This is a genomic window from Achromobacter sp. 1L-A-4-B-C2 (assembly GCF_057291955.1).
The window spans coordinates 489,852-511,680 of sequence record NZ_JBXAWP010000005.1 but is presented as its reverse complement, the minus strand read 5'-3'; the positions used below and the strand labels follow the sequence as shown (position 1 = coordinate 511,680).

Here is a 21,829-nt window from a genome sequence, read left to right as displayed (position 1 = left end):
CATGGATAGGTCATTTGGGGCATGCCTGGCGCGTCATCCAGTCATTGCGACGCTGTATGGGCTTGAGCAAATCAACACGTTCGTGGGCAGCGTGGCCGAGATCGGCATCGTGGCCAACGTTGAGTTGCGCAAGCTGGCGCCGGTCATCGCCACCTTGAACCGCGCGGGCAAATTCGCGATCGTCAATATCGACAGCTGCGAAGGCCTGTCGCAGGACAAGGGCGGGGTGGAATACCTGGCTGATATCGGCGTGGCCAGCCTGGTTTCAACCCGCGTGGCCACCATTCAGCGAGCCAACCGTGCCGGTATGGTCACGATGCAAAAAGTGTTTGTGACCGACCGTTCCACCTGGCCGCGCAGCGTCAAGGCGCTGGAACAAAGCGACCCCAACCTGGTTCAGTTGATGCCGGCGCCGATGCTGGCGCACATGGCCCCCCAAGACCTGAAAGCCCTGCCGCCCATCGTGGCGTCGGGCTTTGTCTGCAACCAGGCGGACATTGCCACGGCCATGAGGCACGGCGCAGTGGGGGTGTCGACCAGCGATCCGCAACTGTGGAGCCTGGAAGGGCGGCAGCTTAAGGGCTGAAAACGGGTAATCCAGCCCGCCGCCCCTACGGCACTTCGTCCAGTTGCGCGATCTTCGCGTCTTCCGGGAAGCCCTGCGTGCGGTAGCGCGCCGGGTAGCCCTTTTCACGCGCCAGCAGCGGTTGCAGCAGGTGCGCGGCCTGTTCCCATGACACGACGCGCACTTCGCCGATGTTGTCCTCGGCGTCTGGGCGCACCAGCGCAAGACGGTCCACCTTGGGCAGCGACGTGTCCACGCCGCGCGTCCAGGACGCCAGCGAAAACGACATGACGGGCTCTTCGTCGCTGGTGAAGAGGTTGTAGTTGGCCACGAAAATGTCCTGGCCCTGTTCTTCGTGGATATGGTCCAGCGCCTCTTTCTGCGCGTCGTATTCGGATTTGTCCAGCAGGCGCTCCAGATGCGCAAGCCGCTGCGCCAGCGCAGGGTTGCTCGGCACGTATCGAAGCGGTTGCCGATCTTCGTAGTGGTACATATGCGCGCTGACCGACCGCCCTTGCATGAGCGCTTGGTGCGCCAGTTCCACCATGTTCGCCAAGCCAACGTCATCGTTGTCGCCGGCCACCAACAGCACGTCGCGTGTAGGCACCATGAACACCGGCCGGCCCCGCACCGGCACACGTTCGATCATGTCGGGCAGCAGGGCCCGGCTGATGTCGTAGCCGTCTGCCCAGGCGCCCCGATAGACGCCGGCAGCAATCTCGGCAAAGTCGTCCGGCGCGTCGCGCAGGTTGTCGATGGCAACCGCCAAGGCCTGGTCGAACGTCAATTGCCAAGCGGCCTCGGGGCCGTTGGTCAGGGTGGAGATGGCGTCTGGGTGGTCCAGCGCCAGCAGCACCACGCAATCCTCGCCAAAGGGCAGGTAGGCGGGATGGAACGCGGAATCGTCGCCTTCGGTGCGCACATGGTGCAGGCGCACGTCTTCCAGGGCGGTGCGGCTGCGGATAACGGCCCTCAGCATGGGGCGCGCCACCGTGGCCTGTTGCGGCGTTGATTGCTTGCTGCTGGCCAAGGCCGAGACGAAACCCTGCAAGGCGCGCTGTTGCTGCGCGCCCCGGGTGTTGTAGTAAGCGTGATAAGCGTTGTGCAGGTTGAAGAACGAACCTTCGCCCAGCAGCAAGCGGAATTCATCGGCCTTGTAAGTCAGGTCGCCCTCGAAGCCTTGCTTGCGAGCCGCCGCCACGAACAGTTTGGCAAATTGATCCGGCGTAGGCCTGCGCCGGAACAGCGTGTCGAAAAAACCCATGTGCCCGCCTTAAATCAGATGCTGGACGGCGCTTTGACCGTCCACGACGGGTCATTGTGGCCACGGTTCCGGGCCGCGTCCAGTGATAACGCCGCGGGGATGCGGCGCGCTTGCTCAGGACACCGTAAGTCGGAACTCAATACGCTGACGAGTTACCTTCAGGCTCAAATCCCTACGATGACGACGTCACCCTTGCAGGCGAATTACCCCGGCCCATCGCACTATGACCGCATGACGATTGCGTTGCATTGGTTGACGGCGTTTCTGGTCGTGGGCTTGTTTGCCCTGGCGGAAATCTGGAGCTTCCTGCCGCGCGGCACGCCGACCCGTCGGCTGCTGCAATCGCTGCACATTTCGTTCGGCTTGCTGTTCACCGCGGTGTTCGTGCTGCGCGTCGTGTGGCGGTCCACCGGTGGCCGGCGCCTGCCGCCCGCTGCCACCGGCTTGATGGGCCTGGCTAGTACAGGCGTACACGGGCTGCTGTACCTGTTGATGGCCGCGCAGATCGTGCTGGGCTTTCTGTTTCGCTGGGCGCAGGGCGAACCGTTTGCTTTCTTCGGGTTGTTCGACGTGCCCCGGTGGATTGCGATCGACCGCGAACAGCGCCACTTCATTGGTGGGCTGCACGACACGGTGGCGTGGACGATCATCGTGTTGGCCTTGCTGCATGCGCTGGCGGCGTTGGTTCACCATTACGCCTTGCACGATGGGGTGTTGCGCCGGATGCTGCGCAGCCGCTGAGGGCGGTGGGGAAAAATCGGCGCATGAGGTGAAATCGGGGCGGGGCAGGTTGTACATTACGCACTGTCACCTGCCTTATTCCTACAGGATTTTCCCATCATGACCGCCCCAGAAGTCGTAATTTCCTCGTCGATCCACTGCGCCAATGACCGCCCCTTCGTGCTGTTTGGCGGCATCAACGTGCTGGAATCCCTGGATCTGGCGCTGCGCGCGTGCGAAGAATATCAACGCGTGACCCAAAAGCTGGGCATTCCGTACGTGTTCAAGGCGTCGTTCGACAAGGCCAACCGATCTTCCATCCATTCCTACCGGGGTCCCGGCCTGGAAGAGGGAATGAAGATCTTCGAAGCCGTCAAGAAAGAGTTCGGCGTGCCGGTCATTACCGACGTGCACGAACCCTGGCAGGCGGCGCCCGTTGCTGAAGTGGTGGACATCCTGCAATTGCCCGCCTTCCTGGCGCGTCAGACGGATCTGGTGGTGGCGCTGGCCAAGACGCAGCGCATCGTCAATATCAAGAAGCCGCAGTTTCTCAGCCCGACCCAGATGCTGAACATCGTTGAAAAGTTCACCGAAGCGGGCAACGACAAGCTGATCCTGTGCGATCGCGGCACCAGCTTCGGCTACGACAACCTGGTGGTCGACATGCTGGGTTTCGGCGTGATGAAAAAGGTGTCCGGCAACCGGCCCTTGATTTTCGACGTGACCCACGCGTTGCAGCAGCGTTCCGCCTTGGACGCCGCCTCGGGCGGTCGCCGCGAGCAGGTTGCCGAACTGGCGCGCGCGGGCATGGCGGTGGGCCTGGCGGGGCTGTTTCTAGAGGCTCACCCCGACCCGAAGAACGCCAAGTGCGATGGACCCAGCGCGTTGCCGCTGGACAAACTGGAACCCTTCCTGACCCAGCTCAAGCGGCTGGACGATCTGGTGAAATCCTTTGCGGACATCGATATCGAACCCTGACGCGCGCGGGCATGCCATCGACGGCAGCTTGCTATACGATCCAGGCCACACCACTACAGGGAGGCCCGGATGTCTTTTTACGTAATCGTCGCTGTTCGAAAAGAGCCCATCAGCGGGCACATTGCCTATGTGCGCTGGGGCCAGGCCGAGCGGGGCGTGCCAGGGTGGGTCACCGAGCCGGTCACGGCCTCGGCGTCCGAGGTGATGGACGTGATCAAGGAGGGGGCCGACGTGGAAACCGCCATCAGCGTGGACGGCACCAGCGTGGCGCTGCGCCCCGTGCGCGTGCTGACCACCGACGACGGCCACGAACTGCTGGCGTCCGTGCCGGTGCCTAGCTCGACCTTGCACACGCTGTTCGACCTACCCGAGTTCTAGGCGGCTTGGCGGCGGCCTTCGGCGAAGCTTTTCAGCGCGTCGTCGGTCAGGCGGTAGCGGACCCACTCATCCAGCGGCACCGCGCCGATCGATACGTAGAAGTCGATTGCCGGCTTGTTCCAGTCCAGCACGCTCCATTCCAGCCGGCCACAGCCGTTGGCCACCGCTTCTTGCGCCAGGTGGCGCAGCAGGTCGCGTCCGGCCCCGATGCCGCGATGCTCGGGCGTGATGTACAGGTCTTCCAGGTAAATACCGTTCTTGCCGAGCCAGGTGGAATAGCTGTAGAAATAGACCGCGTACCCGATAGGTTTGCCATCCGCCAGGCACATCAGCGCCTTGGCGGGCGCCTGCGGGGCAAAAAGGGTACGGGCGACGTCGTCTGCGCTGGCGATCACTTCGTGCGCGGCGCGCTCGTACACGGCCAGTTCAGTAATGAAGGCATAGATCTGGGCCGCATCCGAGGGGATGGCGGGGCGGATGGCGATATTCACGTTGACTTCCTCCAAATAGGAGGGCCATGCTACCCGCTATTCCAGGCGCTTGCTGACGGGCGATCCGGTCTGACGCGTACACGAAGGAGACATCCTCGATGGCTGAGTCTGGTTCTGCCGCAGCTCGCACGCCGCCGCGCAAGGGGCGCCGCGTTTCCTGGATCTGGCTGGTCCCGGTAGTGGCCGTCATCGGCGGATTGCTGCTGGTGGTGCAGGCCTGGCTGAATGCAGGGCCCACGGCTACCGTCCACTTCCAGACCGCCGAGGGCCTGGAAGCGGGCAAGACGCAGGTCCGCTACAAAGAAGTCAATGTCGGCCTGGTTGAACGCGTCAACCTGAACCAGGACCGCACGGGCGTGGTGGTCACGATCCGCGTGGACAAGGACGCGGCCAACCTGTTGCGCGACGGCACGGTATTTTGGGTGGTGCGCCCGCGGCTGACGCTCAGCGGGGTGTCGGGCCTGGGTACGCTGTTGTCGGGCTCGTATATTGGCCTGGACCCAGCGGGCGTCCCGGGCAAGGGCAGCGCCCGCAGCGAGCGTAAAAGCGAATTCACCGGTCTGGAAGTGCCGCCCGAGGTTGCGCAGGACCGGGCCGGAAAGCGCTTCACGCTACACGCCAACGATCTGGGCTCGCTGGATGTCGGCTCACCCGTGTACTACCGCCGCATTGCCGTGGGGCAGGTGGTGAACTACCGGTTGGCCAAGGACGGCGATGGGGTCGATGTGCAGGTGTTCGTCGACGCGCCGAACGATTCCTACGTCAATGAGAGCACGCGCTTCTGGAACGCCAGCGGCGTCGACTTCAGCGTGGATGCGCGCGGTTTGCAGATGCGGTCCCAGTCCCTGGTTTCCGTAATCGTGGGTGGCGTGGCATTCGACACCCTGGAACGGGCGGCCAGCCAGCCCGCGGCGGCGGGCGCGGCGTTCCCGCTTTTCTCCAGCGAAGAGTCGGCCCGGGCCGAACCGGACGGCGCGCCGCTGCACGTGCGCATGCGTTTCGATCAATCGGTGCGGGGGCTGGTGGTGGGGGCGCCTGTCGACGCGTATGGCGTCACGGTCGGCAAGGTGGACGCCATCGACCTGGACTTTGACCAGACGGCCAAACAGTTCTACGCGCTGGTTTCCGCCACGCTGTACCCGGAGCGGCTGGGCGACAAAACGTTCCACCAGATCAAGAACTTCGCGGGCCCGGATGTCAAACACCCCAGCGGCAGGTTGATGACTGCCTTGGTCGCGCGCGGCACCCGGGCGCAGTTGCGCATCGGCAACTTGTTGACCGGCCAGTTGTATGTGGCGCTAGCGGAATTTCCTGATGCGCCCGCCGCCACTTTCAAGATGGAAGATCGACCGTTCATCCCCACCGTGCGCAATAACCTGGACCAGCTGCAACAGCAGTTGAACAGCATCCTGACCAAGGTCGACAAGGTGCCATTCGATGCCATCGGTACGGAACTGGCCGGGGCGCTTCGGGGCGCCTCGCGTCTGGTCAAGCGGCTGGATACGCACCTGGCGCCAGAGGCGCAGGCCGTGCTGAGGCAAGCAAACCAATCGTTGGCGGCCGTGGGCGCGTTGCTGGCCCCCGAGTCCGCGTTGCCGCTAAATACCGATACGGCGCTGCGTGAGTTGGGTCGCGCGGCGCGTTCGTTGCGGCAGTTGGCGGATTATCTTCAGGCCCATCCCGACGCGCTGTTGCGGGGCAGGGCGCCGGATGCGGCGCCCGGGCGGTAGGTAGACACCGGCGTGCACGGTTTTGGGCATGACACTTGCTGGAAGCTTTCTACGAACGGTTGCAGCACTGCGGCCGGCGGTGCGGTATCCGAGGGGGGACCACCGAATGGATCATAGTGAAATGATGGTGCGCATGATTTCCCAGCCGGTCGCGCCGGACCAGCTGGACGGCTGGGACGGCGTGTTGTCCGCGTATGCGGACTGCCTGTTGCAGGTGCAGGGCAAGCTGACCGACGCGGACGTGAGCCGCTTCCTGGATGTAGGCGCCTTGGTTTTTCGTTCGTGTTGCCAGGACGAAGCACGCCTGCGGTGGACAGCTGAGGAACTGGCTGCTTTTCACCGCAAGCCGGAATGCGGCGCGTAGGCTTGGCAACAACGCGCTGACAATAAACGCCTGGAAGAAAGAGCGTTCAGTACAAGCATTGGCTAAGCGCGAATTTACGGCCAAATGCATGGACCTCGTCACCGTCCACCGCCGCCGCCACATCCCAGTGGCCGCCGCGCGTCACCAAAAACGATTGCCCGGTCAGCGCATGCCGTAATGCAAAGCGCCAAAAGGCCGGTTCGGAGCCGATGGGCTCCAGGTCGTGGGGCCCGATCATCAGCCGGGTGGGGCGGGGGGTGGCGCCCAGCGACCATCGCACCGCAATCGCCAGGAAGGCGAACCGCGCGGACATCGACGACGGTTGAACGCAAAGGACTCGAATCTTGTTGCTCATGGGCGCCACCTTTTGCAGGTGCTTCTGAGCGTAGCAAAGACCCGCGTGACGTTCCATACCGCCTTTGCTGTATTTCGGTCCCAATGGTCTGACGATTGGCAGCATCGCGTGGACTTGCGTGATGCCGCCAATCAAGGCGCGTTACGCATCCGGCCCCGGCGCCACAGCCCGCGTCACGCGAGGCAGCAGGATCAGCGCCAGTGCCGGCATCAATGCAAACGCCGCGAACAGCCAGCCCGCGGCATGCCGAGCCCCTTCGACACCGCCGGGGTCGGCAAGCCCCGCGCTATTGACGACCACGCCGGCCAGTGCCGCCGTTACCGCCGCCGCATAGAGCTGCACGGTGGTAATCGACGAAGACGTCAGCGTCTCTTCGCCCTTGGGCGCCGCGTTGAACACTTTGGTCAGCAGATGCGGCCAGGCCAGCCCGATGCCGAATCCCACCCCCGCCAACGCAACGATGTACGCGCCCAGGCCCGCCGGGGTGGCAAGCAGTGACGCCTGCGGTGTCATGATGCCCAGACCGATCAGCGACCCCAGGATCACGATGGGGCTGATGCGTATCAGCCGGTCGGCGTCGCGGCCCGTCCGGGTGGCGCTGGGCATGGCGGCCAGCGTCCAGCCGGCGCCCATGGCAGCGGTCAGGTAGCCCGCCTTCAGCGGCGGCATGCCGTGGATGACTTGCAGGAAATAGGGCACGAATATCTCGGTGGCGATAGCGGCCACCACCAGGCACATCGTCGCGTACAACGCGCCCAGCGGCGCGCGCAGGCTATAAGCGCCGGTGGGCAGCAGGCGATGGCGAGCGCGCGCGTCGACCCGCGCGATAAGCAGGGCGATGATGAGCCCCGTCCCAATGCCCGCCACGTTCCACACTAGCTGCGTCGACAGGCTGGCCAGCGTGACGGCGATTACGGAGGCGACCAGCAAGGCCAATGTGCGCAGCGGCAGCACCGAGCGCGGCGCAGGCGGTACCGACGCCCGTCCGCCCACCTTGAGTGCGACGATCAACGCCAGCACGGCGGCAACCGGTAACAGGGCCCAGAACGCCAGCCGCCAGTTTCCCGATTGCGCGAATATCCCGCCGATGGCGGGCCCGGACAGTGTTGCAACGCCCCACATGCAAGACACCAAGGCCATGGCGCGGGACCACAACGGGGCGTCGAACACCAGCCGGATCAATGCGTAGCTCAACGCGAAAAGAATGCCGCCGCCCAGCCCTTGCACGCTGCGTCCCGCCAGCAGCACCGGCATGCCCGGGGCCATCGCGCAGATAACGGCTCCGGCGCTGAAGACGGCCACGGCGAACAGGTAGGCGCTGCGCGGTCCTAGTGTTTCGATCAGCTTGGCCGACAGCGCGGATCCGATGATGGACGTCACCACGAACAGCGTCGTGTTCCAGGCGTAGTACTCCAGGCCGCCTATGTCCTCGATCACCGTGGGCAGGATGGTGGTGACGATATAAACGTTGATGGCGTGCAGCGCGACGCCGCCCGCCAGGGCAATCGACCGCAGGGCATTGGCGCCTTGAAGCAGGTCGGCCCACGAAGCGCTGGGGGCGGCGGGCTCAAGGGTGGGGCTGGGGGGCACAGGCGCTCCGATAATTTAAACAAGTAAATGCTTTGATAATACGTGCGTTGCAGAAAGCGCACAACGCGGGCGCGGGAGGTTCCTTGTGGCGTGTCTCGATCCAGCTCCTGACCGGGTCCAGACTCCGACCCCGACCCAAGCCGGACCCGATCAAGGCCTGCGTCGCAAGCCACGAAGCATCAAGTCCAGGGTGTGCAGCGCATCATCAAGGCGATCCGATTCGCCGGCCGAACCGGCGATCCATAACGCGCTGTCCGTCAGCCCGCCATTGATGAAATTGGCGATGGCCCGGGGGTCGGCGGTTTCAATGAGCCCGTCGTCGATCAGTTGCTTCAGCAACGCCGCCATGGAGGCAATGCACTGCGACTGCGCCGCGTTCGGCCCCGCGCCCAGCACCGCCGGCGCGTCTTGCAACACAATCCGCCGAATGGCCGGTTCGGTTGCCATTCGCAAATACGCGCGGCAGCGTTCGCGCAGCGCCGTCCACGCGTCCGGGGCTTGATCCGAAATATCCTTCAAGCGCCGGTCCATATCGTCGTCGATCTGTTGGACTACCGCGGCAAGCAAGCCTTGTTTGTCATTGAAATGGTGATACAAGGCTCCTCGCGTCAACCCGACTCGGGCGGTCAGATCGTCCATGGACGTGGCGGCATAACCCACGTGTTCGAACGCGTGACGGGCGGTGGCAAGCAGCTTGGCGCGAGTCGCCTCGATCATTTCCGCGCGGGTGCGGGGCATGTGCGTCTCCCATGACATACAGTGCGCAGGTTAATTGACATACGGAATGTATGTGAATAGGATCCGCCTGTCCACCCAATCAGCAAAAGGTCTTCGGTGTCCAATCCGTATCGTGAGTTATTCAACGCGCCAGGCGCCCTTGGTTTCGTCTTGGCCGGCGCCATCGCGCGCTTGCCGTTGCCGATGATCGGCATCGGCATCATCACGATGCTGTCGGAAGTGCGCGGCGCTTACGGCATGGCGGGCGCCGTTGCCGCCACGTTTGCGTTGGCGACCGCGTTGCTGGCACCGCGCATTTCGCGGCTGGTGGACCGTCATGGGCAAGGACGCGTGCTGCCGGTCGCTGCGGGGATCTGCGTGGCCGCATTGCTTGGTTTATCGGCCTGCGTAGAGTGGAATGCGCCGGACTGGACGCTGTTCCTGTTTGCCGCGCTGGCGGGCACGTTGCCCAGCATGCCCGCGATGATCCGTGCGCGTTGGACCGAGATCTTTCGCGACCAGCCGCAACTGCGTACCGCCTATGCGCTGGAGTCGGTCGCTGACGAGGTCAGCTTCATCCTGGGTCCGCCCTTGGCCGTGGGTCTTAGCGTGGCGTTGTTTCCGCAAGCGGGGCCGCTGGTTGCCGCGTTGCTGTTGGCGGTGGGTGTGACGGCTTTCGTCTTGCAGCCCGCCACGGCGCCCAGGGTGCAGGCCGTCCCGGCCGGGCGGCAGGCGTCGGTGTTGCGCATGCCGTCGATGTTCGCGCTGGTGGCCATGATGGCGGCCATGGGCGTCATCGTGGGCACCATCGACGTCTTGAGCGTGGCCTTCGCCCGCGCTCAGGGCGTGCCGGCGGGGGCGAGCCTTGTGCTGTCCACCTACGCGTTGGGTTCGTGCGTGGCGGGGCTGGTGTTCGGTGTCATGAAATTCCAGATGCCGCTGGCCCGCCTGCTATCGATCGCGGCGGCCGTGACGGCATTCACGACGTTGCCGCTGCTGCTGGTGAACGACCTGGTGACCTTGGCGTTGGGCGTGTTGCTGGCCGGCCTGTCCTTCGCGCCCACCATGATCATCGCGATGGCATTGGTGGAAAGCAGCGTGCCCGGCCAGCGTCTGACGGAGGGGCTGACCTGGCTGGTCACCGGGCTGGGGGCCGGCGTTGCGGCGGGCGCGGCGATAGCGGGCTGGGTCGTGGACCACCATGGCGTGCAAGCCGGATTCTGGACTGCCACGGTAGCTGGCGCGATCGTGTTGCTGGTGGCGTTGCCCGGCGCGCGCCGGCAGGGGGTGGCGCGCGTCTCGCTGTAAAGCAAGGCATCGCTAGAATGGCGGCTCCGGCGTGCTGTGGGGGCGCGCCGTTCACAGGAGCACGCATGTCCAGAACCGTTGTCAATCCCGATACCGTTTTCAACACCGTCCAGTACGGCTTCAGCCAGGCGCTGATCGTTACCGGGCAGCGCAGAATGCTGTTGTCTGGCCAGGTCGGTGTCGACATTGACGAACGCACCGTTGGCCCCGGGCTGCAAGAACAAACCCAGGCGGCACTGGACAATATCGAACGTGTGCTGGCCGCCGGGGGGGCCAACCTGGCCCAGGTCATCATGCTGCGCATCTACATCTGCGAGACCGCGCGAGAGGATCAGGAAGTGATCGCCCAGGCGCTGCGCGATCGCTTTCCAAAAGACCCGCCGCCGTCCTCATGGATCATCGTCAGCGGCCTGTCACTGCCGGAATGGCTGGTGGAGATCGAAGCGGAAGCCATGCTGGATTGACATGGGCTTTGGCTAGGGCTTGTCGCGCCAGGGCGTCGAGGCGAAGGCTTCGCGCAGATGCGCCAGGAAACCGGCGGTGCGGGCCGATTGCTCCTGGCGCGACTTGACCAGCGCCACGACGTTGGCATCTGGCAAGCTCCACCCCGCCAGCAGCGGCACCAGCGCGCGCGCCTTTAGATGTTCCGCCACGTCCCATTCCGAACGCGCAACGATGCCGTGCCCGGCCAAGGCCCACTGCACGGCGGCCGCGCCGGTGTTGCTGGATAGCACCGGCGATACGCGTACGCCCACGGCGGGGCCTCGGCCGCGCTTGAATCGCCATAAGGTCACGTCTTCGTCGTTTTCGCGCAGCGCGATGCAGTCATGGTCGCGCAGGTCTTCCGGTTTGGCGGGCGCGCCATGGCGGGCCAGGTACGCCGGCGACGCGCACAAGATGCGGCGGTTGGGCGCCAGGGGGTAGGCCACCAACGTCGAGTCGCGCAGCTCTCCTATGTGGATCATGACGTCCCAGTTGTCCGTGGCCAAGCGGGGAGGGCCATCGGACAGCGTCAGGCTTGCGGTGATGTTGCCGCTGGTTTTTCGGAATTCCGCCACCAGCGCGGCAACGTAGCGTTGCCCGAAGCCCAGCGGCGCCACGACGCGCAAATGCCCCGCCACCACACCCCGGCGGCCGGCCAATTCGTCGGCCAGATCGCCGAGTTCGCCGCAGATCTGGCCGGCGCGCAATGCCAATAGACGGCCTTCGTCGGTCAGTGCGGTGCCTTTGCCGGATCGGTTTACCAGCCGGACGCCCAGACGCTTTTCCAGTGCATGCAGCCGTTGCGTAACGGCCGGGGGCGTCACGTCCAGCGCCCGGGCGGCCTGCGCAAGCGAGGGCGTCGCCGCGAGACTCAGGAAAAATCGCAGGTCGTCCGTTGTGATCATTCAGTTTCGACTTAATGAAAAATTAAGCTGACATTAAACACGTGCGCGTTGCGTCACGCCATACTTGGACCGACCAAATCAGAATATTCCGCATTGTCTTCGCCTTTTTCGAGACCCGCTCATGACTCCCGCCACCCTTGCCGCCACCGTGGACAGCCTTGAAACCCCATGCCTGCTGCTGGACGAAACGCGCATGACGCGCAATATCCAACGGCTGGCCACCCTGATGGCCAAGCACGGCGTGCAACTGCGCCCACACCTGAAAACGCCCAAGTCGATCGAGGTGGCGCGCCGGGTGATGAGCGGCCCCCACGGGCCGGCCGCTGTTTCGACCTTGCAGGAAGCAGAGCAATTTGCGGCCGCCGGCGTCACCGATCTGCTCTACGCGGTGGGCGTGTCGCCGGGCAAGCTGCCGCGTGTGCTGGCGCTGCGCCAGCGCGGCGTGGACCTGACGGTGGTTGTCGACAGCCTGGACGCGGCGCGCGCGGTAGCGGCGCAGGCGCAGACCAGCGGCGGCGGGATACCCGCGTTGATCGAAATCGATTGCGACGGCCACCGGGCAGGGGTGCAGCCGGGTAACGCCGAGCAATTGCTGGCCATTGCGCGGGTGCTGCACGCGGCCGACAGCCTGCGCGGCGTCATGACGCACGCCGGCGAATCCTATGGCTGCCGCAGCGTCGACGCCATCGCCGACATGGCCGAGCAAGAGCGCGCCGCTGCGGTCGGCTGCGCCCAGGCCATCCGCGCGGCTGGGCTGCCGTGCCCGGTTGTGAGTGTGGGGTCGACACCCACCGCCCATTTCGCCCGCAACCTGGACGGCGTGACGGAAGTGCGCGCGGGCGTGTATGTGTTTTTCGACTTGGTGATGGCGGGCCTGGGCGTCTGCTCAATGGACGACATCGCCGCCTCGGTGCTCACCACGGTGATCGGACACCAGCCGGATAAGGGCTGGATACTGGTTGACGCCGGGTGGATGGCCATGTCGCGCGACCGCGGCACCGCCAAGCAGGCCGTCGACCAGTTGTACGGCGTGGTCTGCGACGTAAAGGGAAACGTCTACCCCGATCTGCTGTTGGCCGAAACCAACCAGGAGCAGGGCATCATCAAACTGCGCGCGGGCAGCACTGCCCGCCTGCCGGACCTCCCCCTGGGTACCAAGCTGCGCATTCTGCCCAACCACGCGTGCGCAACGTGTGCCCAGCACGAGGCCTACGAAGTCGTTCGACCCGGCGAGCCCGGCGTGGTGGCGCACTGGGAACGGTTTCGCGGCTGGTGAATCGGCGCCCCGCAGGGGGCCGCCTATAATGCGCACGCCTCAACGATTACGGGGGAGACGTTCGCATGCAGTACGAATATTTGTTCTGGTCCATGGCCGCGATGGTGGCGGCCGCGCTGATCGGCGGTTCGCTTTGTGGCCGCCTGCGCTCGGTCAAGCAAGTGCTGCTGGGCGTGCTGGCCCTGGCCGGGGCCATCTGCGCTGCCGTTGTGCTGCTATCTCACCAAGGCGGCTTTGGCGACTTGTCGGCGATGCTGTCCATCGCCGCCTTCATGTTCAGCCTGGTGATCGGCACCGCGGCATCCTTGCTCACGCGGCGCATCCTGCAACGCCGCTGAGCCTTTATCTGTAGCCTTTACATCACTCTTCGGCGTCGAATTCCTCGGCGTCGTCCTCGTCGTCCTCATCCTGCTCCAGCGCGTCGTATCCCTTCCAGGTGATACGCCAGCGCGCGGCACCGGCATTGGCGGCGGTTTCGCTCACTTGCTTGACCAGGCCAGCATCGGCCAACAGGTCCAGATGATGCGCAATGACCTGCAAGCCCTGTTCTTCGGGGTGCGGCGCCAAAGCGGCGTTCTTGATGTCGTGCGTGCTCAGGTTGGGGCCGGGCGCGTCGCGCAGGGCGCCAAGAATCGTGACGACCAAGTCGAAATCGCGTTGCATGATGTTCACCGTAAGAAAAATAGTAGGCTGACGATAGCAGAGTTCCGTGGCGTGAATGCGACGGTGCGCAAGGCCGGGTTACAGTCGATGGTTCTCGACAACCGACACTTACCTACAGAACTTTATGAAGAAACCCGCTGAACGCGATTGCCTTGCGGTGATCCCCGGTTATTCGGGCCAGGCCGCCAAGCTTTACCTGACGCGTGGCGAAGACGAGCGCATCGAAGGCGTGACGATTTTCGACCTGCTTGGCCACGTCAAGCAACAAGGCGACGCCGACGCGGCCGCCGCCTGGATCGGCGAATGGCTGGCCCAGGAAGCCGACAACCGCAGGGCGCGCCGCACGCAGCTGCAGGCGCAGATGTTCATCTGCAAGCTCACCGGCGATGACAAGGGTGCGTTCCTGGCCGCCCAGAAGCCGCTGATCCGCGTGCTGACCGATGCAGGGGTGCGCTGCCGTAGCGTAGCGGCCACGTCTGGGGCCGCTCGCCAGTCGCTGGGCCCAAATGTCAAAAAACATTAGGCGAAGGCTGTTATAGTCGCGCCTGGGCGTGAGATTGCACCTTCACGGTGCGTGCGTCCAAGCGGGCCCAGCCCGCTGATCAAGGAAGATTGAACATGGAAATAGTAAGTCGGCACCTTGCCGACGTAGAGGGCGGCGTCGAGCTGCTCACGACGCTGGATGGCGAGCCCATCAGCGTCTACGTGGTGGTGGGCGTAACCGATCTCACTGCGATCGCTGACATCGTCCCCATCGAAAAAGTCGAGGCCGGAGCGGATATACACGCTTCAAATGTCGACAATGTTGATAATGCGCAAGAACAAATCGACCAGGTCCTGGAAAATATGAATCCCGGCGACGTGGCGGTTTTCCTTTGCTCGGGATCCGATGCTTTTGGCGCGGCTCTCGATCTGTTGGGTTTACCTATCGACCAGTAAGCCTGACGGCAAACCAAAGTGCTGATCCGAATGACGTATGAAAGACGTATGCGTTAAGACAGCATTTATATAAGCCCCGATTGTTTTTTTATGTTGTATGGGTGTTTACACCTATGCAGGGACAAGTTTTGCCTATGAAAACGTGCAAATTTTCAACGCAGTTTCTCTTTGTTGCATTATTGGCACGTATTTTTTAGGATTATGTTGACTTGTGAGGGGAACATAACGATAGTGTCGGCACACGATCACAAGCGTTGCGATTTTCGTTCAGTGCCGTGCCTTTTCCGGCTCAGCGTTATTGTTCTACTGTCCCCTCCTTGATTGATTCGTGACCTCCGGGCATTTGCCCATTATCTCTAGGAAATACAGTATGGAAACCGGCGTCGTTAAGTGGTTCAATTCGGAAAAAGGCTATGGCTTCATCACCCCGGAAGCGGGTGGTAAGGATCTGTTCGCTCACTTCTCCGAAATCCAGGGTTCTGGCTTCAAGTCTCTGGAAGAGAACCAGCGCGTCAGCTTTGTGACGGCCAATGGCCCCAAGGGCCCGCAAGCCACGAAGATTCAGGTCCTGTAAAGGTCTGAGTTTTCGCAAAAAAGCCCCTTCGGGGGCTTTTTTTGTTTTTGCGGCGCGCTATTCTGCACCTGCCAGCACGGCCACAGCGCCGCGCTAGCCTGTACCGCTTCAATGCCTTCAGGACGGCTTCCATGACTGCTTCTTCGCCAATGGCCCTAACCACGCAAGCGACCGACGTCGTGGCCTTCTGGGCCGATGCAGGGCCGCAGCAGTGGTATCGCAAAAGCGATGCGTTCGACGCCGAGTTCCGGCAGCGCTTCGAAACGGCGCATTGGGCAGCCGCATCGCGGCAGCTAGACGCCTGGCAAGAAGATGCTGATGGCGCGCTGGCCCTGATGATTTTGCTGGATCAGTTTCCTCGCAACGCGTATCGCGGCACGGCGCATATGTTCGCCACCGACCCATTGGCGCAGTATTTCGCCGAACGGGCTATCGCGGCAGGGCACGATCTGGCGGTGCAGCCGGTGATGCGGCAGTTCTTCTACATGCCGTTCGAGCATTCGGAAAGCCTGGTCATGCAAAACCGTGGGGTTGCGCTGATGGAGCCGCTGGAGCCGGATACGCTGCGCTGGGCCATCTTGCATCGGGACATCATCAAGCGCTTTGGTCGCTTCCCGCATCGCAATGCCGTGTTGGGACGACAGACCACTCAGGCCGAACATGAGTTCCTGGCTGCCGGCGGATTTGCCGGCTGACCGAGCTTGCACCCCATGCGCTGACGCGAAGCCAGTGGGTATCGGCATGTATCTTTTCATACCAATGTGAAAATATTCGTCTTTATATGGCCCGCGCTTGCCGACAAGCTTCGCGCGTGCGTCGACCATTCGCATATTTGACGTTTTTCCGGGTTCACCAATACACTGAGTTCAGCGAGATTTTCAAGCGACGCGGTCTGCGTCAACTTGTCGCCGTCAGTGGTGCTGCGGTTGCTTCCTCTCCCATCCTTGATGATCTGGCGCCCCGCGAGAAATCGCATCTTTTAGGTTCAAGGACAATCCATGGCAACCGGCATCGTTAAGTGGTTCAACGCCGAAAAGGGTTACGGCTTCATCATGCCCGACGACGGCAGCAAAGACCTTTTCGCCCATTACTCCGAAATCCGCAGCGAAGGCTATAAGTCCCTGCAGGAAAACCAGCGCGTCACCTTCGAGGTTGGTACCGGTCCCAAGGGTCCCAGCGCCAAGAACATCAAGGTCGCGTCCTGACGCTTTGCGGGTAGCGCCCCGGGTGCGCCCGGTGTTCGGCCCATAAAAAAGCCCCCACACGCAATGTGTGGAGGCTTTTTTTTACGACAAACGCAACGCGTTGGCGCGCGCGTCTTAATGCCTAGGTGTCTTAGTGCCTTAGTGCTTGTGCATGGCCGGAGTCGACAGCTTGTCGACCAGCGCGATACCCAATGCGGACAGTATGAACAACGCGTGGATGATTGTTTGCCACATGACGCCGGCTTCGGTGAAACGCGCGTTCGGCGTGCCAATCGTGCCGGCTTCGATGAACGTGCGCAGCAAGTGTATGGACGAGATGCCGATGATCGCCATCGCCAGTTTCACCTTCAGCACGCTGGCGTTCACGTGGCTTAGCCATTCCGGTTGATCCGGATGATTCTGCAAGCGCAGTCGTGACACGAAGGTTTCGTATCCGCCGACGATCACCATGACAAGCAGGTTCGAGATCATGACCACGTCGATCAAGCCCAACACCAGCAGCATGATTTCCATTTCGCCAAAGCTGTTGGCGTGGGTCAGCAGGTGCCATAGCTCTTTCAGGAACAGCATGACGTAGACGCCTTGCGCCACGATCAGCCCAAGGTACAGCGGCAATTGCAGCCAGCGCGAACTGAAGATCAAACTGGGCAATAGGCCCAGGCGGGGAGGGGAGGGTTCAATCATGTTGGGTGCGAGCCATTTGTTGTTTGCGATAAAAGCGCGGCGGCAATTCTAACAACGCCAAGACGACGCCGGCAGCAGATTTTTATGACAAAGCCGCGTCATGTCGTCACGGCCCGCTAGCACTTCCGCACAGGGTTTGCCCGACTTTTATGTAAGCGAAACTGCCATTTGCGAAACTCTGTGGCGAAACGCTTGGAGCGCTTTCGGCATATATAGAATTGCCGCCTCGCTCGCATAGAGTCAGTCAAGAGGAGTTTGTTCCCATGAAGATCCGCTACACCGTTGCCGCGTTGACCGTCGCGCTTGCCCCTTATTCCGCGTCGCATGCCTTCGACATCGGCGGCCTGGTGGGCGCCGGCAGCAAGGTTGTGCAAGCTGCCACCTTGAGCGACGCCGAAATCAAGACCTTGTCGGACAAGGCGTGCGCGCAAAGCGATTCCCAAGAAAAGATTGCCGCGCCGGGCAGCAAGTACGATGCGCGTCTGCAAAAGATCGCCAAGGCGCTGGGCGGCACTGTCAATGGTCAAAAGGCCAACTACAAGGTCTACATCACCAAGGACGTCAATGCCTGGGCCATGGCCAACGGCTGCATCCGCGTCTATAGCGGCTTGATGGACATGATGACGGACGACGAAGTCATGGGCGTGGTCGGCCACGAAATCGGCCACGTTGCGCTGGGCCATAGCAAGAAGGCCATGCAAACTGCCTACACCGTGTCCGCCGCGCGCGATGCCGCCGGTGCCGCGGGTGGCGCCACGGTCGCAGCTCTGAATTCGTCGCAACTGGGCGACCTGACCGAAAAGTTCATCAACGCACAGTTCTCGCAATCGCAGGAAAGCGCCGCGGACGACTATTCGTTCGATCAGTTGCAGGCCAAGAAGCTCAATACGCGGGGCTTGGTCACGGCTTTCCAGAAGCTTGCCGAGCTTGATGGCGGCAAGAGCGATATGATGAGCTCGCACCCGTCCTCGGCCAAGCGCGCTCAACACATCGAAGACCGCATCGCCAAGGCCAAATAAGGCGTCAAAGCGACGTTCGCCCTCCCTTTTCGGGCGGAAAACGGGGCGCGAGTATCCGGGCAATTCCGGGGCTCGCGCCCCTTTGCGTCAGGGTTCCGGAAGTTTCCGGTAAAATGGCGCGTTTATCCGCCCGTAATCTCATCTCTCGGAAAATAGGTCTTTTAATGCAGCCTGTGGTTGAAACCCTCTCCGGCCTGGAGCGCCGTGTTGATCTGGCCGTCTCGGTGGCCGACGTCGAAAAGGAAGTCCAGGCGCAATTAAAGCGCGTGGCTCGCACCGCCAAGGTCCCCGGCTTCCGCCCGGGTAAAGCTCCGCTCGCCATGCTCGAGCGTAGCCATGGCCCCAGCATTCGCTACGACGTGATCAATAGCCAAGTTGGCCGTGCCTTCGAACAAGCCATCGACGGCGCCAAGCTGCGCGTCGCTGGCGCCCCGAACCTCGAACCCAAGACTGAAGGCGTTACCGACGACACGCTGGCGTTCACCGCCACGTTCGAGGTCTACCCCGAAGTTGCCGTGCCGGATCTGTCGGCGCTGGCTGTCACGCGCTACGAAACCGCCGTCACCGACGCCGAAGTTCAACAAACCCTGGACGTTCTGCGCAAGCAGCGCGCCACGTTCGAAGCCCGTGAAGGCCGCGCCGCGCAAGATGGCGACCGCGTCACGCTGGACTTCGCCGGCACCATCGACGGCGTGCCGTTCGAAGGCGGCAAGGCCGAAGACTTCCCGTTCGTGCTCGGCCAAGGCCGCATGCTGCCGGAATTCGAAGAAGCCGCTCGCGGCCTGAAGGCTGGCGAAACCAAGGTCTTCGAACTGAAGTTCCCGGATGACTACCAAGGCGTGGAAGTCGCCGGCAAGACCGCCGAATTCACCATTACCGTCAAGGAAGTGGCTGAAGGCGTTCTGCCCGAACTGAACAGCGAATTCGCCAAGTCCCTCGGCCAAGCCGAAGGCGACGTCGAAAAGCTGAAGGCCGACATCCGCAGCAACATCGAACGCGAAGTCAAGGTCCGTTCGGCTGGCCGCACCAAGTCCAGCGTCATGGACGCCTTGGTCGAAGCCGGCAAGTTCGACGTGCCGAAGGCGCTGGTCGACAACGACGTTCAAGGCCGTGTCGCAGCTGCCCGCGAAGAGCTCAAGCAGCGTGGCATCCCCAACGCCGAGTCCGTGCCGATCCCGGCTGAAGCTTTCTCGACCGAATCCGAACGCCGTGTCCGCCTGGGCCTGCTGGTGTCGGAACTGGTCAAGCAAGCCCAGTTGCAAGCCAAGCCCGAGCAAGTTCGTGCGCGCATTGAAGAATTCGCGGAAAACTACGAACAACCCGCTCAGGTTGTCAGCTATTACCTGGCTGACCGCCAGCGTCGTGCTGAAATCGAGGCTATCGTGCTGGAAGACAATGTCGTCGCGCACGTTCTGGAAAAAGCTAAGGTCACCGAAGAAAAGGTGCCTTTCGATCAGTTGATGGGGATGGCGTAACACTATGCAGAGATTCACCGATTTCTATGCGGCAATGAATGGCGGGTCTTCGGTGACCCCCACCGGCCTGGGCTACATTCCCATGGTTATCGAGCAGTCGGGGCGCGGCGAGCGCGCCTACGACATCTATTCGCGTCTGCTCCGCGAACGGCTCATTTTCCTGGTGGGTCCGGTCAATGACGCAACGGCCAACCTGGTTGTGGCGCAGTTGCTGTTCCTGGAATCGGAGAATCCTGACAAGGACATTTCCCTGTACATCAACTCGCCTGGCGGGTCGGTGTATGCGGGAATGGCCATTTTTGACACCATGCAGTTCATCAAGCCGGACGTATCGACCCTGTGCACCGGCCTGGCGGCCAGCATGGGCGCGTTCCTGCTGGCGGCTGGCAAGAAGGGCAAGCGCTTCACGCTGCCCAACTCCCGGATCATGATCCACCAGCCGTCGGGCGGCGCCCAGGGCCAAGCGTCCGACATCCAGATCCAGGCTCGCGAGATCCTGGACCTGCGCGAACGTCTTAACCGGATCCTGGCCGACAATACTGGCCAGTCGATGGAGCGAATCGGTCTGGACACGGAACGTGACAACTTCATGTCCGCCGAAGATGCGGTATCGTATGGCTTGGTGGACAAGGTGATGAGCTCCCGCTCGGAAGGCTGACTTCCAGGTTGATCCGAACCCGCTGCCACCAAGTTTGAGTAAGCGCATGCGCTGGACCCGTTATCGGTCTGGCGCATCTTTACCTGAGATACGAAACAAATATGCCTGAAAAAAAGGGATCGGCAGACGCAAAAGTGCTGCATTGCTCGTTTTGCAATAAAAGCCAGCATGAAGTCCGCAAGCTGATCGCGGGTCCGTCGGTGTTCATCTGTGATGAATGCATAGATCTGTGCAACGACATCATCCGCGAGGAAGCGCAAGCGACCGCGCGCGCGGCGATTCGTTCCGAGCTGCCCACTCCGGCCGAAATCAAGACCTTCCTCGACCAGTACGTCATTGGGCAGAACTCGCCCAAGCGCATGCTGGCCGTGGCGGTTTACAACCATTACAAGCGCATTCGTCACGGCGAGATCAAGGGTGACGAAGTCGAGCTCTCCAAGAGCAACATCATGCTGATCGGGCCCACGGGTTCGGGCAAGACGCTGTTGGCGCAGACCTTGGCGCGCATGCTGAATGTGCCTTTCGTCATGGCTGACGCCACGACGCTGACCGAAGCCGGCTACGTCGGCGAAGACGTCGAGAACATCATTCAGAAGTTGCTGCAAAACTGCAACTACGAAGTCGAGAAAGCGCAACGCGCCATTATCTACATCGACGAAATCGATAAGATTTCCCGCAAGTCGGACAACCCGTCCATTACGCGCGACGTTTCCGGCGAAGGCGTGCAGCAGGCGCTGCTCAAGCTGATCGAAGGTACGGTTGCCTCGGTACCCCCGCAAGGCGGACGCAAGCATCCGAACCAGGACTTCGTGCAAGTGGACACGACCAACATCCTGTTCATCGTGGGCGGCGCCTTCGACGGACTGGAAAAGGTCATCCGTGACCGTACCGAAAAGTCCGGCATCGGGTTCTCGGCCTCGGTGCGTGCCAAATCCGAACGCGGTGTAGGCGAGCTGTTCTCGGAAGTCGAACCCGAAGATCTGATCAAGTTCGGCTTGATCCCGGAACTGGTGGGTCGTCTGCCCGTGGTCGCCACGCTGGACGAGCTTGACGAAGCGGCATTGGTTCAGATCCTTACCGAGCCGAAAAACGCTTTGCTCAAGCAATTCCAGAAGCTGTTCGCCATGGAAGGCGCCGAGCTGGACCTGCGTCCCGCAGCGTTGAAGGCGATCGCCCGCAAGGCGCTCAAGCGTAAGACGGGTGCCCGGGGCTTGCGTTCGATCATCGAACAAACGCTGTTGGACACCATGTATGAGTTGCCTTCGCAGGGCAACGTAAAGCGTGTGGTCGTCGACGAGAACGCAATCGAAGGCGAGGGCAAGCCCTTGCTTATCTATGCGGACGAAGCCGGCGAATCCGACAAGCCGGAGCGTGGAGAAGTCCGCGACGCTGCAGCCTGATATTTCAAAAAAGCCCGTTCCTGTAACGGGTTTTTTTGCCGTAGGAGTGCCCTCCGGGGCATTTTTTTTTGCCTTTTGCCTATCCGGC

General features: G+C 62.3%; 27 protein-coding genes. 19 read left to right on the top strand and 8 right to left on the bottom strand.

Translation table 11 applies throughout. The features are described 5' to 3' along the window. Position 1: 1 nt before the first annotated feature. Positions 2-586, top strand: coding sequence for a glycerol-3-phosphate responsive antiterminator (locus AC0Z35_RS24330; RefSeq protein WP_104145005.1), 585 nt, complete (start codon positions 2-4; stop codon positions 584-586). Positions 587-611: 25 nt separating this feature from the next. Here AC0Z35_RS24330 and AC0Z35_RS24325 read toward each other — a convergent pair whose 3' ends face one another. Further along, positions 612-1,829, bottom strand: a complete 1,218-nt coding sequence (locus AC0Z35_RS24325; protein ID WP_485132790.1) for a DUF1444 domain-containing protein — start codon at positions 1,827-1,829, stop codon at positions 612-614. Positions 1,830-2,006: 177 nt separating this feature from the next. On the opposite strand from AC0Z35_RS24325, the gene AC0Z35_RS24320 reads away from it, so the two are divergent. From AC0Z35_RS24320 to AC0Z35_RS24310, 3 genes are all read left to right on the top strand, one after another. Beyond that, positions 2,007-2,570, top strand: coding sequence for a cytochrome b (locus tag AC0Z35_RS24320; protein WP_485132791.1), 564 nt, complete (start codon positions 2,007-2,009; stop codon positions 2,568-2,570). Positions 2,571-2,669: 99 nt separating this feature from the next. Beyond that, positions 2,670-3,527: a 3-deoxy-8-phosphooctulonate synthase gene (kdsA, locus tag AC0Z35_RS24315; RefSeq protein ID WP_485132792.1), complete on the top strand. Its 858-nt coding sequence runs from the start codon at positions 2,670-2,672 to the stop codon at positions 3,525-3,527. A 69-nt stretch (positions 3,528-3,596) separates the two neighbouring features. Beyond that, on the top strand, positions 3,597-3,905 hold the full coding sequence (locus AC0Z35_RS24310; protein WP_485132793.1) for a carbohydrate isomerase: 309 nt from the start codon (positions 3,597-3,599) through the stop codon (positions 3,903-3,905). Here the strand turns inward: AC0Z35_RS24310 and AC0Z35_RS24305 are convergent. Then, positions 3,902-4,396: a GNAT family N-acetyltransferase gene (locus AC0Z35_RS24305; RefSeq protein ID WP_046805839.1), complete on the bottom strand. Its 495-nt coding sequence runs from the start codon at positions 4,394-4,396 to the stop codon at positions 3,902-3,904. The genes AC0Z35_RS24310 and AC0Z35_RS24305 overlap by 4 nt on opposite strands. Before the next feature lie 98 nt (positions 4,397-4,494). Between AC0Z35_RS24305 and AC0Z35_RS24300 the strand changes: the two genes are divergently transcribed. Beyond that, positions 4,495-6,126: a PqiB family protein gene (locus tag AC0Z35_RS24300; RefSeq protein ID WP_485132794.1), complete on the top strand. Its 1,632-nt coding sequence runs from the start codon at positions 4,495-4,497 to the stop codon at positions 6,124-6,126. A 106-nt stretch (positions 6,127-6,232) separates the two neighbouring features. Further along, on the top strand, positions 6,233-6,490 hold the full coding sequence (locus AC0Z35_RS24295; protein WP_046805812.1) for a hypothetical protein: 258 nt from the start codon (positions 6,233-6,235) through the stop codon (positions 6,488-6,490). Positions 6,491-6,536: 46 nt separating this feature from the next. Here AC0Z35_RS24295 and AC0Z35_RS24290 read toward each other — a convergent pair whose 3' ends face one another. The 3 genes from AC0Z35_RS24290 to AC0Z35_RS24280 form a co-directional block, all read right to left on the bottom strand. Then, the gene (locus tag AC0Z35_RS24290; RefSeq protein WP_255593212.1) at positions 6,537-6,980 is read right to left on the bottom strand and encodes a hypothetical protein; all 444 of its coding nucleotides are present in this window, start codon (positions 6,978-6,980) and stop codon (positions 6,537-6,539) included. Positions 6,981-6,986: 6 nt separating this feature from the next. Continuing rightward, on the bottom strand, positions 6,987-8,435 hold the full coding sequence (locus AC0Z35_RS24285) for an MFS transporter (protein ID WP_485132795.1): 1,449 nt from the start codon (positions 8,433-8,435) through the stop codon (positions 6,987-6,989). Between the two features lie 150 nt (positions 8,436-8,585). Next, a complete protein-coding gene (locus AC0Z35_RS24280; protein ID WP_104145008.1) occupies positions 8,586-9,173 on the bottom strand; it encodes a TetR/AcrR family transcriptional regulator in 588 nt (195 codons plus the stop codon). A gap of 96 nt (positions 9,174-9,269) precedes the next feature. Between AC0Z35_RS24280 and AC0Z35_RS24275 the strand changes: the two genes are divergently transcribed. Together AC0Z35_RS24275 and AC0Z35_RS24270 are read left to right on the top strand one after the other, a co-directional pair. Beyond that, positions 9,270-10,460, top strand: a complete 1,191-nt coding sequence (locus tag AC0Z35_RS24275; RefSeq protein WP_485132796.1) for an MFS transporter — start codon at positions 9,270-9,272, stop codon at positions 10,458-10,460. A 65-nt stretch (positions 10,461-10,525) separates the two neighbouring features. Continuing rightward, positions 10,526-10,924: a RidA family protein gene (locus tag AC0Z35_RS24270; protein WP_485132797.1), complete on the top strand. Its 399-nt coding sequence runs from the start codon at positions 10,526-10,528 to the stop codon at positions 10,922-10,924. A 12-nt stretch (positions 10,925-10,936) separates the two neighbouring features. Here AC0Z35_RS24270 and AC0Z35_RS24265 read toward each other — a convergent pair whose 3' ends face one another. After that, positions 10,937-11,848: a LysR family transcriptional regulator gene (locus tag AC0Z35_RS24265; protein ID WP_104145011.1), complete on the bottom strand. Its 912-nt coding sequence runs from the start codon at positions 11,846-11,848 to the stop codon at positions 10,937-10,939. Between the two features lie 121 nt (positions 11,849-11,969). On the opposite strand from AC0Z35_RS24265, the gene AC0Z35_RS24260 reads away from it, so the two are divergent. Both AC0Z35_RS24260 and AC0Z35_RS24255 read left to right on the top strand, forming a co-directional pair. Beyond that, positions 11,970-13,124 (top strand): DSD1 family PLP-dependent enzyme, encoded by a 1,155-nt coding sequence (locus tag AC0Z35_RS24260; RefSeq protein WP_485132798.1) that lies wholly within the window; start codon positions 11,970-11,972, stop codon positions 13,122-13,124. Between the two features lie 65 nt (positions 13,125-13,189). Then, positions 13,190-13,462 (top strand): hypothetical protein, encoded by a 273-nt coding sequence (locus AC0Z35_RS24255; RefSeq protein WP_485132799.1) that lies wholly within the window; start codon positions 13,190-13,192, stop codon positions 13,460-13,462. Positions 13,463-13,484: 22 nt separating this feature from the next. Here the strand turns inward: AC0Z35_RS24255 and AC0Z35_RS24250 are convergent, their stop codons facing one another. Further along, positions 13,485-13,787 (bottom strand): DUF2513 domain-containing protein, encoded by a 303-nt coding sequence (locus AC0Z35_RS24250; RefSeq protein WP_046805836.1) that lies wholly within the window; start codon positions 13,785-13,787, stop codon positions 13,485-13,487. A gap of 124 nt (positions 13,788-13,911) precedes the next feature. Here AC0Z35_RS24250 and AC0Z35_RS24245 point away from each other — a divergent pair, with 124 nt between their 5' ends. The 5 genes from AC0Z35_RS24245 to AC0Z35_RS24225 all read left to right on the top strand — a co-directional run bounded on the left by AC0Z35_RS24245 (position 13,912) and on the right by AC0Z35_RS24225 (position 16,505). After that, on the top strand, positions 13,912-14,310 hold the full coding sequence (locus AC0Z35_RS24245) for a hypothetical protein (RefSeq protein ID WP_046805805.1): 399 nt from the start codon (positions 13,912-13,914) through the stop codon (positions 14,308-14,310). A 95-nt stretch (positions 14,311-14,405) separates the two neighbouring features. Next, positions 14,406-14,726, top strand: a complete 321-nt coding sequence (locus tag AC0Z35_RS24240) for a hypothetical protein (protein WP_485133320.1) — start codon at positions 14,406-14,408, stop codon at positions 14,724-14,726. Between the two features lie 370 nt (positions 14,727-15,096). Next, positions 15,097-15,300, top strand: coding sequence for a cold-shock protein (locus AC0Z35_RS24235; protein WP_006220190.1), 204 nt, complete (start codon positions 15,097-15,099; stop codon positions 15,298-15,300). Between the two features lie 131 nt (positions 15,301-15,431). Continuing rightward, complete coding sequence (locus AC0Z35_RS24230) at positions 15,432-15,995, top strand: DUF924 family protein (protein ID WP_104145014.1); 564 nt, start codon at positions 15,432-15,434, stop codon at positions 15,993-15,995. A gap of 303 nt (positions 15,996-16,298) precedes the next feature. Next, positions 16,299-16,505, top strand: a complete 207-nt coding sequence (locus AC0Z35_RS24225) for a cold-shock protein (protein WP_046805802.1) — start codon at positions 16,299-16,301, stop codon at positions 16,503-16,505. Between the two features lie 138 nt (positions 16,506-16,643). On the opposite strand, the gene AC0Z35_RS24220 is transcribed toward AC0Z35_RS24225, so the two are convergent. Next, positions 16,644-17,189, bottom strand: coding sequence for a TIGR00645 family protein (locus AC0Z35_RS24220; RefSeq protein WP_104145016.1), 546 nt, complete (start codon positions 17,187-17,189; stop codon positions 16,644-16,646). A 263-nt stretch (positions 17,190-17,452) separates the two neighbouring features. On the opposite strand from AC0Z35_RS24220, the gene loiP reads away from it, so the two are divergent. From loiP to clpX, 4 genes are all read left to right on the top strand, one after another. Further along, on the top strand, positions 17,453-18,208 hold the full coding sequence (loiP, locus tag AC0Z35_RS24215; protein WP_006220185.1) for a metalloprotease LoiP: 756 nt from the start codon (positions 17,453-17,455) through the stop codon (positions 18,206-18,208). A gap of 164 nt (positions 18,209-18,372) precedes the next feature. Continuing rightward, complete coding sequence (gene tig, locus AC0Z35_RS24210; protein ID WP_046805800.1) at positions 18,373-19,683, top strand: trigger factor; 1,311 nt, start codon at positions 18,373-18,375, stop codon at positions 19,681-19,683. 4 nt (positions 19,684-19,687) lie between these two features. Continuing rightward, positions 19,688-20,341: an ATP-dependent Clp endopeptidase proteolytic subunit ClpP gene (clpP, locus tag AC0Z35_RS24205; protein ID WP_006220183.1), complete on the top strand. Its 654-nt coding sequence runs from the start codon at positions 19,688-19,690 to the stop codon at positions 20,339-20,341. Between the two features lie 101 nt (positions 20,342-20,442). Then, complete coding sequence (gene clpX / locus AC0Z35_RS24200; protein ID WP_046805799.1) at positions 20,443-21,741, top strand: ATP-dependent Clp protease ATP-binding subunit ClpX; 1,299 nt, start codon at positions 20,443-20,445, stop codon at positions 21,739-21,741. The last annotated feature ends 88 nt before the right edge of the window (positions 21,742-21,829 follow it).